General features: G+C 62.4%; 13 protein-coding genes. 8 read left to right on the top strand and 5 right to left on the bottom strand.

From position 1 onward, the window contains the following. Window positions 1-166: 166 nt before the first annotated feature. Window positions 167-1,366: a formaldehyde dehydrogenase, glutathione-independent gene (fdhA, locus tag EB809_RS19725; protein ID WP_123636569.1), complete on the bottom strand. Its 1,200-nt coding sequence runs from the start codon at window positions 1,364-1,366 to the stop codon at window positions 167-169. A gap of 144 nt (window positions 1,367-1,510) precedes the next feature. Between fdhA and EB809_RS19720 the strand changes: the two genes are divergently transcribed. The 8 genes from EB809_RS19720 (at window position 1,511) to purU (ending at window position 11,985) form a co-directional block, all read left to right on the top strand. Then, complete coding sequence (locus tag EB809_RS19720; RefSeq protein ID WP_123636568.1) at window positions 1,511-2,542, top strand: GlxA family transcriptional regulator; 1,032 nt, start codon at window positions 1,511-1,513, stop codon at window positions 2,540-2,542. Window positions 2,543-2,738: 196 nt separating this feature from the next. Beyond that, a complete protein-coding gene (gene glyA, locus EB809_RS19715) occupies window positions 2,739-4,001 on the top strand; it encodes a serine hydroxymethyltransferase (protein ID WP_123636567.1) in 1,263 nt (420 codons plus the stop codon). A gap of 84 nt (window positions 4,002-4,085) precedes the next feature. Then, complete coding sequence (locus EB809_RS19710; protein ID WP_123636566.1) at window positions 4,086-5,468, top strand: L-serine ammonia-lyase; 1,383 nt, start codon at window positions 4,086-4,088, stop codon at window positions 5,466-5,468. A 219-nt stretch (window positions 5,469-5,687) separates the two neighbouring features. Next, window positions 5,688-6,941, top strand: a complete 1,254-nt coding sequence (locus EB809_RS19705; protein ID WP_123636565.1) for a sarcosine oxidase subunit beta family protein — start codon at window positions 5,688-5,690, stop codon at window positions 6,939-6,941. A 13-nt stretch (window positions 6,942-6,954) separates the two neighbouring features. After that, the gene (locus tag EB809_RS19700; protein ID WP_123636564.1) at window positions 6,955-7,257 is read left to right on the top strand and encodes a sarcosine oxidase subunit delta; all 303 of its coding nucleotides are present in this window, start codon (window positions 6,955-6,957) and stop codon (window positions 7,255-7,257) included. A 10-nt stretch (window positions 7,258-7,267) separates the two neighbouring features. After that, on the top strand, window positions 7,268-10,288 hold the full coding sequence (locus EB809_RS19695; RefSeq protein WP_123636563.1) for a sarcosine oxidase subunit alpha: 3,021 nt from the start codon (window positions 7,268-7,270) through the stop codon (window positions 10,286-10,288). Next, complete coding sequence (locus EB809_RS19690; protein WP_123636562.1) at window positions 10,281-11,000, top strand: sarcosine oxidase subunit gamma; 720 nt, start codon at window positions 10,281-10,283, stop codon at window positions 10,998-11,000. The genes EB809_RS19695 and EB809_RS19690 overlap by 8 nt, the downstream gene beginning before the upstream one ends. Window positions 11,001-11,118: 118 nt before the next feature. Then, window positions 11,119-11,985: a formyltetrahydrofolate deformylase gene (gene purU / locus EB809_RS19685; RefSeq protein WP_123636561.1), complete on the top strand. Its 867-nt coding sequence runs from the start codon at window positions 11,119-11,121 to the stop codon at window positions 11,983-11,985. Window positions 11,986-12,015: 30 nt separating this feature from the next. On the opposite strand, the gene EB809_RS19680 is transcribed toward purU, so the two are convergent. The 4 genes from EB809_RS19680 to EB809_RS21120 all read right to left on the bottom strand — a co-directional run bounded on the left by EB809_RS19680 (window position 12,016) and on the right by EB809_RS21120 (window position 14,317). Then, window positions 12,016-12,594: a peroxidase-related enzyme gene (locus EB809_RS19680; protein ID WP_223808051.1), complete on the bottom strand. Its 579-nt coding sequence runs from the start codon at window positions 12,592-12,594 to the stop codon at window positions 12,016-12,018. A 38-nt stretch (window positions 12,595-12,632) separates the two neighbouring features. Continuing rightward, window positions 12,633-13,787, bottom strand: a complete 1,155-nt coding sequence (locus EB809_RS19675; protein ID WP_123636559.1) for a zinc-binding dehydrogenase — start codon at window positions 13,785-13,787, stop codon at window positions 12,633-12,635. A gap of 123 nt (window positions 13,788-13,910) precedes the next feature. Continuing rightward, the gene (locus tag EB809_RS21125; protein WP_223808050.1) at window positions 13,911-14,135 is read right to left on the bottom strand and encodes a LysR substrate-binding domain-containing protein; all 225 of its coding nucleotides are present in this window, start codon (window positions 14,133-14,135) and stop codon (window positions 13,911-13,913) included. After that, window positions 14,132-14,317 carry a hypothetical protein gene (locus EB809_RS21120; RefSeq protein WP_223808049.1) on the bottom strand — a complete coding sequence of 62 codons (186 nt, stop codon included), beginning with the start codon at window positions 14,315-14,317 and terminating at the stop codon, window positions 14,132-14,134. Before EB809_RS21120 ends, EB809_RS21125 begins: the two co-directional genes overlap by 4 nt. Window positions 14,318-14,319: the final 2 nt, after the last annotated feature.

The raw sequence follows: 14,319 nt of genomic DNA, 5'->3' as shown, positions 1-14,319 counted from the left end.
CTCCACGCTTCCTCCCCACGGTCAGTCGCCCTTCCGCAGTTGCGCTTCACTTCGCTCGCTGTGGCCAGCTCACGGGAGGACTTGCACCTCCAGGAGTGCGCCCGTGCCGGGCGCACAAAAAAGCCCGCGCGATAGGCGGGCTTTCTTTCCGGTTTACCTCGGGCCGTCAGGCCGCAACCGAAGCATGGGGATCGATCACGAATTTCTTCGCAGCGCCGCCATCAAAGTCGGCGTAACCCTTCGGCGCCTGGTCCAGACTGATCATCTGCACGTTCACCGCATCGGCGATAGCCACCCGATCGAACAGGATGGCCTGCATGAGCTGGCGATGGTATTTCATGACCGGGCACTGCCCTGTGTGGAAGGAGTGGGATTTTGCCCAACCCAGGCCGAATCGCATGCTCAGGGAACCTTGCTGCGCGGCCGCTTCGGCGGCACCCGGGTCTTCCGTCACGTACAGACCGGGAATGCCGATTTCGCCCCCAGCACGGGTGACCTGCATGGCCGAGTTCAGCACTGTCGCGGGTTGTTCGTGATGATGGTGGTGTCCACAGGCATGCGCCTCGAAACCCACGCAGTCGACGAAGCAATCCACTTCCGGCTCGCCGACGATCGATTCGAGCATATCCGGCAGCTCGCCGTCCTGCTTCAAGTCGATCGTCTCGCATCCGAAGCTGCGGGCCTGGGCCAGTCGCTCATCGATCATGTCACCGACGATCACGCAGGCCGCCCCCAGCAGTCGGGCGCTGGCCGCTGCCGCCAGTCCCACCGGACCGGCGCCGGCAATGTAGACGGTGGATCCCGGCCCCACGCCCGCGGTGACGCAGCCATGGAATCCGGTGGGGAAAATGTCCGAAAGCAGCGTCAGGTCCTTGATCTTCTCCATGGCCTGATCCCGATCGGGGAACTTGAGCAGGTTAAAGTCGGCGTACGGCACCATTACGTACTCCGCCTGACCGCCAACCCAGCCGCCCATGTCGACATAGCCGTAGGCGGCGCCGGGGCGGGCCGGATTCACGTTGAGGCAGATGCCGGTCTTGCCTTCCTTGCAATTGCGGCAACGACCACAGGCGATGTTGAATGGCACGGACACAATGTCCCCCTCGCGGAGGAACTCCACATCGCGACCGCATTCCACGATCTGTCCGGTGATCTCATGGCCCAGGACCAGGCCCTGGGGAGCGGTGGTGCGTCCGCGCACCATATGCTGGTCGGAGCCGCAGATGTTGGTGGTCAGTACCTTCAGGATGACCCCGTGATCGCAGCGGCGGTTGCCGAGGGCGAGCTGGGGAAAAGCGATGGATTCGACGGTGACGTGACCGGGGCCTTGATAGACGACGCCACGGTTGGATGCGTTGTTGGTCATTTGATCTTCCTTCTATAAGGGCTGTTGTGGTGGAAGAGTTCCTCCCCTACTCTAGGTTTCCTGTGATTGGGCTCATGCCTGAATGCGACAGCTTTGATCGCGCAACAGACACACCCTTCCAACTGCCGTGATGGAATGTCGCCTATGGCCACCCAACAGTCCGGTACACCACCCTCCTCCTCGCCCGGCATCCCGTCGATCGACACACCCCTGCGCGTCGCCTTTATCCTTCGCGAGCATTTTTCCATGGTTGCATTCACGGCCGCCGTGGACACCCTGGTGACAGCCAACCTGGTCACGCCGGAGCCCGTGTTCGAGCACATCACTGTCGGGGTCACTTCGGGTTCGGTACTCAGCGATCTGGGTATTGAAGTGTCAACCAGCACAACGCTGGATCATTTCCGGATCCATGCGCAGCAGGTGGATATGCTGGTGGTGTGCGGCGGCTATCGGAGTCCACTGGAGGTCACGCCCCGCCTTCTGCACGCCCTCAAAGTTGCCGAGCAGCAAGGCATCCGGATCGCGGGCTTGTGGAACGGTGGCATCGCATTGGCCCAGGCAGGCCTGCTGAACGGTCGGGAGTGCGCGCTGCACCCGGACAACCATGCCTACGTCAAAGAGCATTTCCCGGCCATCAGCGTGTCAACGAACGCGTACGTGATTGACGGCGCCTACGCCACCTGCGCCGGCCCGGTCAGCACCCTGGAAATGATGCTGAAACTGATCGGACAGATGCTGCACAATGCCCAGATCGTCCGGGCTGTCCGGGAAATACTGAGCTGCGACCAGGTGGCCGAACAGGTGGGGCCGATGCCACTGAACGTGGGCGACGACCCGACCTTACCGGCCGCCCTGCAAACCCTGCTCGCATTGATGCGGGCCAACATTGAAGAACCGCTGTCCCTGACGGAACTGGCCGAATGCGCCGAGATTTCACGGCGTCAGATGGAACGCCTGTTCCAGACCCACCTGGATACGACGCCGTCCCGCCATTACCTGGAGCTTCGGCTGGTCCACGCCCGACGCCTGTTGCTTCAGACCAACAAAACGATCCTCGACATCGCCCTGGCCAGTGGCTTCGTCAGCAGCAGCCACTTCAGCAACTGCTTCCGGGATTATTACGGCCTGGCGCCGACGGCCGCCCGCCACGATCATGATCGGGACAGCGACGACTGACCCGGGACCCTCGCGCTCGCCCCATCCTGCTGTCGTTTTCAGTTGCAACTTGATCACTCTCCTGACCGCGCTGTCGCAAATCCTTGCCTTCGTGTCGTGCCAGAGCAGATCGGCTCCTCGGCAAAGGCCTACTATTTTCGAATCACGTCACGCCTGGCTCATCAGGTGCCTACTTACACAACAGGATTCAGGACGCATGTTCGATAAAAGCCAAACGATTGATGTCTATGACGAAACTCTCTGGGCCGCCATGCAGGATGAAGCCGCCCGCCAGGAAGACCACCTGGAGCTGATCGCTTCGGAAAACTACACCAGTCCGCTGGTGATGCAGGCCCAGGGCTCCTGCCTGACCAACAAGTACGCCGAAGGCTACCCTGCCAAGCGCTACTATGGCGGCTGTGAGCACGTCGATCGCGTCGAGCAGCTGGCCATCGATCGGGCCAAGAGCCTGTTCGGCGCCGACTATGCCAACGTTCAGCCACATTCCGGCTCCCAGGCCAACGCCGCTGTCTATATGGCCCTGTTGAACGCCGGCGATACCGTCCTGGGCATGAGCCTCGCCCATGGCGGGCACCTGACCCACGGCGCACACGTGAGTTTTTCGGGCAAGCTGTACAACGCGATCCAGTATGGTCTGGACGAAGCCACCGGGGAAATCGACTACGACCAGGTCGAGGCGCTGGCCAAAGAGCATCAGCCGCGGATGATCGTCGCCGGTTTCTCGGCCTATTCGCGGGTTGTTGACTGGGCTAGCTTCCGCCAGATCGCAGACGAGGTGGGCGCCTACCTGATGGTGGATATGGCCCATGTGGCCGGTCTCGTGGCCACCGGTTTCTACCCCAACCCGCTGCCCCACGCTCATGTGGTCACCACCACGACCCACAAGACTCTGCGCGGCCCACGCGGCGGCCTGATCCTCAGCAAGGGCCAGCCGGACCTGGAGAAGAAATTCAACTCGGCGGTGTTCCCGGCCGGTCAGGGCGGTCCCCTGATGCACGTGATCGCGGCGAAGGCCGTCGCCTTCAAGGAAGCCGCTGAACCGCAATTCCATGCCTATCAGCAGCAGGTGGTGATCAACGCCCAGGCCATGGCCGATGTCTTCATTGAGCGCGGCTACGACGTGGTATCCGGCGGAACGGATAACCACCTGTTCCTGCTGAGCCTTGTTAAACAGGGGCTGACCGGCAAGGCCGCCGACGCGGCACTGGGCGACGCTCACATCACCGTGAACAAGAATGCGGTGCCGAACGATCCGGAATCGCCGTTCGTGACCTCAGGTCTGCGTATCGGCTCACCGGTCGTCACCACGCGCGGCCTGGGTGAGACAGACTGCCGGGCGCTGGCCGGCTGGATCGCCGACATCCTGGACGCCATGCAGCAGGGTGATGCCACCACGACCATCAGTGAGGTGCGCGAGAAAGTCAGCCAGCTGTGCCGGGATTTCCCGGCGTACCGCTAGCGCCGCTGCGCGACCATCAGCCGCTCTTATCGGTCTAGACTGATAGGAGCGGCAACCTTTCATACACCCATAAAGGACGTTGCCATGGCTATCAGTCTTTTCGATATGTTGAAGATCGGCATTGGTCCGTCCAGTTCCCACACGGTCGGGCCAATGGCTGCCGCGCGACGTTTTGTGCGGGGCCTGGCCAAGAGTGGCCGGCTCACCGACGTCGCTCGAGTCGACATCCAGCTATTCGGTTCGCTCGGGGCCACCGGCAAGGGCCACGGAACCGGGCCCGCTGTCCTGATGGGGCTGGAGGGGCATCGGCCCGACCGGATCGATCCCGAGATGCTCCAGCCCCGGGTTGAGACCATTCTCAGCGAGGGGAGACTCAGCCTGAACGGGGAGCACAGCATTGCCTATAATGACGCCGAAGACCTGACCTACCACCGCAAGGAAACGCTGCCCTATCATCCCAATGGGATGCGGTTCACCGCCGTTGATGACACGGGCGCCGTGATCCGCGAACGCACCTACTATTCGGTAGGCGGTGGGTTTGTCGTGGACGAGAAGGCGGCCGGAGCCGACCGCATCGTCGAGGACCAGACGCCCTTACCCTATCGCTTCAAGACCGGCGCCGAACTGCTGGAACAATGCGATACCCACAACCTCTCCATCGCCGAAGTGATGATGGCCAACGAGCAGGTCTGGCGGTCGGAGTCAAAAGTCCGGGAAGGCATCCTGCACATCTGGCAGGTCATGCAGGAGTGCGTCCAGAACGGCATCCGCAATGAAGGCACACTGCCCGGTGGCCTCAAAGTGAAACGCCGCGCCGCCTCGCTGCACAGCCTGCTGATGGCCGCGGACCGGAAGGATCTCATCTCGCCCTCACTGAGCGCCATGGACTGGGTCAACCTCTATGCCCTTGCCGTCAACGAAGAAAACGCAGCCGGTGGGCGCATGGTGACGGCGCCGACCAACGGCGCCGCCGGCATTATCCCGGCGGTGTTGCATTACTACTGGAACTGGTGCCCGGAAGCCGACGAAGACGGCGTGATCCGATTCCTGCTGACCGCCGCCGCCATCGGCATCCTGTTCAAGGAAAACGCCTCCATTTCCGGCGCGGAAGTGGGTTGTCAGGGGGAGGTCGGCTCCGCCTGCGCCATGGCCGCCGCCGGGCTCGCCGCCGCGACGGGCGGTTCGCCGCGACAGATCGAGAACGCCGCAGAGATCGGCATGGAGCATCACCTCGGTCTCACCTGCGATCCTATCGGGGGGCTGGTCCAGGTGCCCTGCATCGAACGCAACGCGGTGGGCGCGGTCAAGGCCATTAACGCCGCCGTAATGGCGCTGCGCGGAAACGGTGAGCACTTCGTGTCACTCGATAAAGTCATCCGCACCATGCGGGACACCGGCCGCGACATGCTCGACAAGTACAAGGAAACCTCCCGCGGCGGTCTTGCCGTCAACGTCATCGAGTGCTGACCATCCTCCATTGCCGGCCATCCCTGGCCGGCATCCTCAAATCTTCAGCCACCCTGTCGCAAATCCTCACGGTCGTGTCGCGGTCAAGCAGATGGGCCGCCGGACGCACACATACTATTTCTACATGTCAGCGCCATCGCGGGCCGGCCGCCCTGAGAACCGGCGCTGATTCCCAATAAGCGAGCCAGACTTGACCACCGTCTTTACTAGGAGCCAGTCATGCAGAAATATTCCGGATTCGGGCTGCTGAAACACGCCCTGACCTACCACGAAAACTGGCAGCGTGTCTGGCGTAACCCCAAACCCAAGCGCAAGTACGACGTCATTATTGTGGGCGGTGGTGGTCACGGCCTGGCAACCGCCTATTACCTCGCCAAGGAACATGGCATCACCAATGTGGCGGTGGTTGAAAAGGGCTACCTGGGCGGCGGCAACACCGCACGGAACACCACCATCGTGCGTTCCAACTACCTGTGGGACGAAGCCGCCCTGCTTTACGAACACGCGATGAAGCTCTGGGAAGGCCTGTCCCAGGATCTCAACTACAACCTGATGTTCTCCCAGCGGGGCGTACTGAACCTGGGCCATACGCTGCAGGACATGCGCGACATCCAGCGCCGGGTGAACGCCAACCGCCTGAACGGCATCGACAGTGTCGCGCTGGACACCCAGGGGGTGCAGGACATCGTGCCGATCATGGACTGCAACGCGAACCGGCGTTACCCGGTGCTGGGCGCCTCCTGGCAGCCCCGGGCCGGTGTCGCCCGGCATGACGCCGTGGCCTGGGGCTTTGCCCGCGCCGCCGATGCCATGGGCGTGGATCTGATCCAGCAATGCGAAGTGACCGACATTGTGACCGAGGACGGTGCTGCGGTTGGCGTAGACACCAAACAGCACGGTGTCCTGCGCGGCGACCGGATCGGCTGCGTGGTGGCCGGTAACTCCGGCGTGCTGGCCAAGATGGCCGGTTTCGAGCTGCCGGTAGAGTCGCACCCCCTGCAGGCGCTGGTGTCCGAACCCATCCGCCCGATCCTGGACACGGTGGTCATGTCGAATCACGTCCACGGCTATATTTCCCAGTCTGACAAGGGCGACCTGGTTATCGGGGCCGGTATCGACGGGTACAACGGCTACGGTCAGCGCGGGTCTTACCCGACGATCGAGCATACACTCCAGGCCATCGTAGAAATGTTCCCGATCTTCAGCCGGGTGCGCATGAACCGTCAGTGGGGCGGCATCGTCGACACCTGCCCGGATGCTTGCCCGATCATCTCCGATACGCCGGTTGAAAATCTGTTCTTCAACTGCGGCTGGGGGACCGGCGGCTTCAAGGCAACCCCCGGCTCCGGTCACGTCTTTGCCAGCACGCTGGCCAAAGGCAAGGCCCACGAACTGGCCAAGCCCTTCTCCATGTTCCGCTTCCATAACGGTGCGCTGATCGACGAACACGGCGCTGCAGGCGTCGCCCACTAACGGAGGACATTCCATGTTTTATATCTACTGTCCCTATTGCGGCGAGCACCGGGAAGAAGAAGAGTTCCATGCCAAGGGCCAGGCGCACCTGGCGCGTCCGGAAGACCCGGATGCCTGCAGCGACGAGGAATGGGGAAATTTCCTCTACTTCCGCTCGAATCCCCGCGGCCTGTACCACGAGCTCTGGGTCCACGCCATAGGCTGTCGCAAATTCTTCAACATCGCGCGCGACACCCAGACCTACGAGATCCTGGAAACCTACCGGATCGGCGAGTCGCCGAACCTGTCCCAATCCACCGAACAACTGCAGTCCTGAGAGGCGAACCATGATCCAATCCAACCGTCTCCCGCGCGGCGGCCGTATCGACCGCAGCCGCCCGCTGACCTTCCAGTTCAATGGACAGACCTATCAGGGCTTTGCCGGCGACTCCCTGGCCTCCGCACTGCTGGCTAACGGAGTCGACGTCATCGGTCGCAGCTTCAAATACAGCCGCCCGCGTGGCATTGTGGCCGCCGGAGCCGAGGAACCGAATGCGGTTTTCCAGATCGGCGCCACCGAAGCGACCCAAACCCCCAACGTTCGGGCCACACAACAGGAACTGTTTGAAGGACTGGTCAGCCAGCCCACCAGCGGGTGGCCGAACCTCAAGTTCGACTTCATGGGGGTCATGGGGACGATCCTGGGGCGGATGCTGCCGCCGGGCTTCTACTACAAGACCTTCATGTTCCCGCAGGCCGCCTGGGACACCTATGAGAAATACATCCGCAAGGCCGCCGGCCTGGGGCGCTCCCCCCGCGAGCCGGATGCGGACATCTACGACCACCTGAACCAGCACACAGACGTCCTGGTCGTCGGCGCCGGTCCGGCCGGCCTTGCGGCTGCCCTTTCGGCGGCCCGTTCCGGCGCGCGGGTCATTCTCGCCGACGAGCAGGCTGAAATGGGTGGCTCGCTGCTGGATGGCGGCGATACCCTGGACGGCCAGCCCGCTGCGAAATGGCTGAAGGCCACACTGGAAGAGCTGGCCAGCTACGACAACGTTTTGCTGCTGCCCCGCTCCACCGTCAACGGCTATCACGATCACAACTTCCTGACGATCCATGAGCGGCGCACCGATCACCTCAGCGATCGCGCGCCGGCCGGCCAATCCCGGCAGCGTCTGCATCGGGTGCGCGCCCAGTGGGTCGTCCTGGCCACCGGCGCCCACGAGCGGCCGCTGGTGTATGGCAACAACGATCTGCCGGGCTGCATGCTCGCGTCGGCCGTATCGACCTACATCAACCGCTACGCCGTGGTTCCGGGCCAACGGCTGGTGCTGATGACCACGAACGACAATGCCTACCGGACCGCCTTCGACTGGCAGGATGCCGGGCGTGAGGTGGTGGCGATCGTCGATACCCGCCAGGGCGCCGCCGGAGCCTGGCAAGCGGAAGCCCGCCGGCGCGGCATCAAGGTCCTGACCGGCCATGCCGTGATTGAGGCCCGGGGACGCAAGCATGTTCAGGGCGCGGTCGTCAGCGGACTCAGTGCCGACGGCAGTCAGGCCCTCGGCAGCGATCAGGTGCTGGTATGCGACACCATCGCCACCTCCGGTGGCTGGAGCCCGGCCGTGCATCTGTCCTGCCATACCGGCAGCCGTCCGATTTGGGACGATGACGTGATCGGCTTCGTCCCGGGCAAAACCGTCCAGAAACAGCTGGTGGCAGGTGCCGTAGCTGGCCACTTCGGCCTCAACGAATGCCTGGAAGAAGGCGCCAGCCTCGGGGCCCTGGCGGCCACCAATGCCGGCTTTACCGCGGAGCCTGCAGCCGTGCCTGCGGCGGAAATCCGCCCGGAAACACGACCGATGGCGCTGTTCTGCGTGCCACACCACAAGCGCAACAGCCGTGCGCCCAAACAGTTCGTGGACTTCCAGACCGACGTGACCGCTGCCGCCATCGAGCTGGCCACCCGGGAAGGCTTCGAATCCATTGAGCACGTCAAGCGCTATACCGCGATGGGCTTCGGTACGGATCAGGGCAAGCTGGGCAACATCAACGGCATGGCGATTGCCGCCAAGTCGCTGAACCAGACGATTCCGCAAACCGGCACCACCATTTTCCGTCCGAACTACACACCGGTAACCTTCGGCGCCATCGTCGGACGGCATGTGGACGACCTGTTCGATCCCAAGCGCTACACCGCCATGCATGAATGGCACGTCAAACACGGCGCCAAGTTCGAGGATGTCGGCCAGTGGAAACGCCCGTGGTATTACCCGAAGCCGGGTGAAACCATGCAGCAGGCGCTGAACCGGGAGTGCCTGGCCACCCGCAACAGCATCGGCATTCTCGATGCCTCAACGTTGGGCAAGATCGACATACAGGGCAAAGACGCCCGTGAGTTCCTCGGCCGGGTCTACACCAACGCCTGGGCCAAGCTCGCCGTCGGCAAATGCCGTTACGGCCTCATGTGCCATGAGGACGGCATGGTATTCGATGACGGGGTCACATCGTGCCTCGGTGAGAACCACTTCCTGATGACCACCACCACCGGCGGTGCGGCCGGCGTTCTGGAATGGCTGGAGCTCTATCACCAGACCGAGTGGCCGGAGCTGGAAGTCTACATGAACACCGTCACCGATCACTGGGCCACGATGACCATCGCCGGACCGAACGCACGCAAGCTGCTGGCGGAACTGACCGATGACATCGACCTCGACCGGGATACCTTCAAGTTCATGGACTGGCGCCAGGGCACCGTCGCGGGCGTGCCGGCTCGGGTCTTCCGCATCTCGTTCACCGGTGAGCTGTCCTACGAAATCAATGTCCAGGCACATTACGGCCTGCACGTTTGGGAAAAGCTCTTTGAACACGGCGCCAAGTATGACCTCACGCCCTATGGCACCGAGACGATGCACATCCTGCGGGCCGAAAAAGGCTTCATCATCGCCGGACAGGACACCGACGGTTCGGTGCATCCCTACGACCTGGGCATGAGCTGGGCCGTGAAGGAAGACAAGCCGTTCAGCTTTATCGGCAAGCGCGGCATGAAGCGGGAAGACTGTGTACGGACCGATCGCAAGCAGTTGGTCGGCCTGAAGACCCTCGACCCGGGCATCGTGCTGCCGGAAGGTGCCCAGGCCGTGGACGACCCGAACCAGCCGAAGCCGATGCGGATGCTGGGCCACATCACGTCCAGCTACTACAGCGCCAACCTGAAGCGTTCGATCGCGATGGGTGTGATCCGCAACGGTCACAACCGTGAAGGCGATATCGTCTACTACCCACTGGAAAACGGCCGCGTCGTCGAGGCGGAAATCTGCGGCACGATCTTCCTGGACCCGAAAGGAGAGCGTCAAAATGTCTGAAGTCACCAACACGGCTGTCGACACAGCCGTTACGCCGGGCGTCGCTTTGATGGATCAGCAACCGGACAGCACGGTACCGGCCCGCAGCCCGCTCCATCACGTGGCCCGCGCCCAGACCGGTCAGGCTTCCGCGAACGCGCGCGTTTTCATCTGGGAAGAGGCGCTCAAAACCCATCTGGTGCTCCGGGGTAACGCCGAGTCCGCCGGCTTCCGGGACGGGGTTAAGGCGGCGACCGGCCTTGACCTGCCTGAGGCGCTGCAAAGCCAGTCCAAAGGCGACTGGTCGCTGAGCTGGATCACGCCGGACGAATGGCTGCTGGTGGGTCCCGGTGACCAGGCCTTTACGATGGAAAGCCACCTTCGCAATCACCTGGACGGTCACTACGCCATCATCAATGTCGGCGGCGGGCAGTCCATCGTCCGCCTGTCGGGTGCCGAAGCCCGGTCGGTCCTGATGAAAAGCTGTCCCTACGACGTCCATGACCGTAATTTCCCCGTAGGCAAGATCGTGACGACGGTCCTGGGCAAGACCCAGGCGACGTTACGGCGCCTGGGCGACAGCGACTGGGAGCTTGTCGTACGTCGCAGCTTCGCCGACTACATCTGGCGCTGGCTGCTGGATGCCGCGGGTGAATACGGGGTGCATGTTGGACCACTGCTCACGGCCGTCAGGGGCCAGGCCAGCCAGAAAGCCGACGCCAGCACCGTGTAGATCGGGGGGTCGAAAACCGACCTCGTCCACCCGGAGGCGGCGCGAAACAGCCGGACTCCGGGTGAATGGTTTGCTGACAACAACGGCTTGCTGAAGAAAACCGGAAGGTATCAACGCCATGACCGCACATGAAGATCTCTGGATACTCACGGCCCAGTGCCCCAGCCGACTGGGCACCGTCGATGTGGTGACCCGTAGCCTCGCCGAGACCGAAAACTATGTCTTTGCGATGAATTCCTTCGACGATCGTGCGACGGAAAGCTTCAGCATTCGCGTCGAACTCCGCCCGCTCGGCGGCCAGCAGTCGCTGGATCGTTTTTGTCAGGTGTTCGAGGACCGGGCCGCGGCTTTCGACATGCAATGGGAACTGAAAGCACCGGATCATCGCCCGCGCGTGGCGATCCTGGTCTCGAAATACGACCACTGCCTCAACGACCTGCTTTACCGCTACCGCAAGGGCGAACTGGCGATGGACATCCCCCTGATCATCTCCAACCACCCGGATCTCAAGCCCTTGGCAGACTGGCACGGTATCCCCTATTTTCACCTGCCCATCACGCCCGACACCAAACCCCGACAGGAGGCTGAGCTCTGGCAACTGATTGAGGATCACGACTGCGAACTGGTCGTACTTGCACGCTATATGCAGGTCCTGTCGCCGGAACTGGCCGCCAGGCTGGATGGGCGTGCCATCAACATCCACCACTCCCTGTTGCCGGGATTCAAGGGGGCCAAGCCGTATCACCAGGCCTGGGAGAAAGGCGTGAAACTGGTAGGCGCGACCGCGCACTACGTGAACGACGACCTCGACGAGGGCCCCATCATCACCCAGGGCGTGCAGTCCGTGGATCACGGGCACTACCCGGAGGATCTGGTGGCCAAGGGCCAGGACATCGAGAGTCAGACCCTGGCCCGGGCCGTGCGCTACCACATCGAAAAGCGGGTGTTCCTGCACGGAAACCGGACCGTGGTCTTCCCCGATTGAGCCCGTTCGCCCGGGTTCGCGCCCAGGCGGTCAGCGCCCGAACGAATAGAACGCCTCGTTCGGGCGCATGTTGCTGACATTGGCGATGCGATTGGACATCCCGAAGAAGGCTGAGATACCTGAAATATCCCAGATGTCATCTTCGGTAAATCCATGCGCTTTCAGCGTCTCGAAATCGCTCTCGTCGACCTGCTGGGCATTGCGGGACACCTTCATGGCGAAATCCAGCATCGCCTTCTGGCGATCGGTGATGTCCGCCTTGCGGTAGTTGGTGGCAACCTGGTCGGCGATCAACGGGTTCTTCGCCCGCACCCGGAGAATGGCGCCGTGGGCGATCACGCAGTACTGGCACTCATTGGCGCTGCTGGTGGCAACGACGATCATTTCCCTTTCCGCCTTGGTCAGGTTACCCGGCTTTTCCATCAGGGCATCGTGGTAGGCAAAGAACGCGCGAAACTCATCCGGGCGGTGTGCCAGGGCCAGGAACACGTTGGGGATGAACCCCGACTTCTCTTGAACGGCCTCGATGCGTTCCCGGATATCGTCAGGCAGTGTTTCGAGTTCAGGTACGGGGAAACGGCTGATGCTCTTGTCGGTTGTGTGTTCCACGTTGTTCTCCATCGGGTGGACGAATCGACACAGGGGTCTCAGTGAGCCAGTGCAAACGGTTGACCATGTTCGGCCCACTCGGAATCCGGCACGATCACGATCTTACCGAGGTAGCCGCTCCCCCGATTGACGAAATAGCGCTCCGCGTCGTGCAGGTCCGATAATTTGAAGGCGGCATGCAGGACCGGCTGGAGCTGCCCGCCGCGAATCCAGTCCACGAGTTGTTCCGCTTCCTCGCGAGTGCCGTGGGACACGCCGAAGATCTGGACCTGATAGAGGTAGATCCGCGTCCACATGATTTCCGTGACGTTACCGGCGCTGGCGCCCGCAATGCTCAGCCGCGGGTAGTCTTTGCGCGAGTTCATATCGAAAATCATGGCGTCGATGAAATGATTGGTCATCTCGCCGCCCGCCAGATCCATCACGGCATCCAGTGGCGCGCCGCCGGTCACCGCTTTGACCTGTTCCTCGAACTGGCTCATGTCCGAGCGGTCCAGCACCGCCTCGGCACCCAGGGCTTTCAGTTCGTCGGCTTTGCTTTGCTGACTCAGCGCATAGGGGATGGCGCCAACAATGCGGCAAAGCTGAATCAGCGCCGTGCCCACGCCACCGCTGGCCCCGGTGACCAGAACGCGTTCCCCCGCTTTGACGCGGGCGGAGGTCATCATGTGATAAGCCGTCTGGTAAGAGCACATACCCATGGATGCCAGCTCGGCATCCGCCAGATCCGGGTTGGGAATGTGGTGGAATTGATCGGAAGGCACCGCGATGTATTCCGCGTAGCCGCCGTCGGCGCCGTGACCGTAGTAGTCCGGCGTCAGGTTGATATCCCGACGATCGTCGGCGTAGATGTTGAAGTCCAACAGGCCCCGCTCGCCAAGTCGCGACTCGTCGACGCCATCACCGACCGCCACGACCCGGCCGACCACATCCGCCCCCTGAATTCGCGGAAAGGTCAGGGTAGGCTCGCCTCCCATGGCAAAGGACGTCACATCGCCCTTATCCCTGGTCGGATACAAACCTTCCCGGGCCTTGCGATCCGTGTTGTTCTTGGCGGTCGCCGTCACCTTCACCAGGACCTGCCCCCGCTCCGGTTTGGGCGTGTCCATGTCCTGGTAAACCAGCTTGTCCACGTCGCCGTGGCCTGTGAGCACCATCGCTTTCATCGTTTCCGGAATCGTGGGCTTGCTCATCGTTGGGCACCTTTGGTCGCTGGATGGGTATGTGACCTTGTACTGTCTTCAGACCTTAGCAAACCCTGCAGGGAGCGCCTACGGCATTAGACCACTGCGGCTATCCTTCGCCCTGATCAGAAGCTAATCGGCCCGGTACCGCAGCGCCTCAAGCACGACGCGGAACGCGGCCGTTTGCTGGCGTCGGCTTGGGTAATAAAGATGGTAGCCCTCGAACGGTTCGGACCACTCGGCCAGGACTTCCTGCAATTCGCCTCGGTCCAGATATTCCTGCACCAGGTTATCGGGCAACTGGACCAGTCCGATGCCTTCCAGGCTGGCCTGGAGGATCTGAAGCACGCTGTTCATGATGAGGGGCCACTGACGCGCACCCGAAACTCATTGTCGCCGCTGCCGAATTCCCACGGATACAGCCCGCCACGCGTCGGCAGCCTGAGGTTGATGCAGCGGTGGCTGGTCAGTTCCTCTGGTCGCTGGGGGATGGAATAGCGCGCGAGATATTCTGGAGATGCGACGGTCACCAGACGCATGC

The sequence above is a fragment of the Marinobacter sp. R17 genome (assembly GCF_003789045.1).
GTDB lineage: Bacteria > Pseudomonadota > Gammaproteobacteria > Pseudomonadales > Oleiphilaceae > Marinobacter_A > Marinobacter_A mangrovi.
Note: the sequence above shows the minus strand (reverse complement) of the source record. Positions and strands in the feature narration are given on the sequence as shown.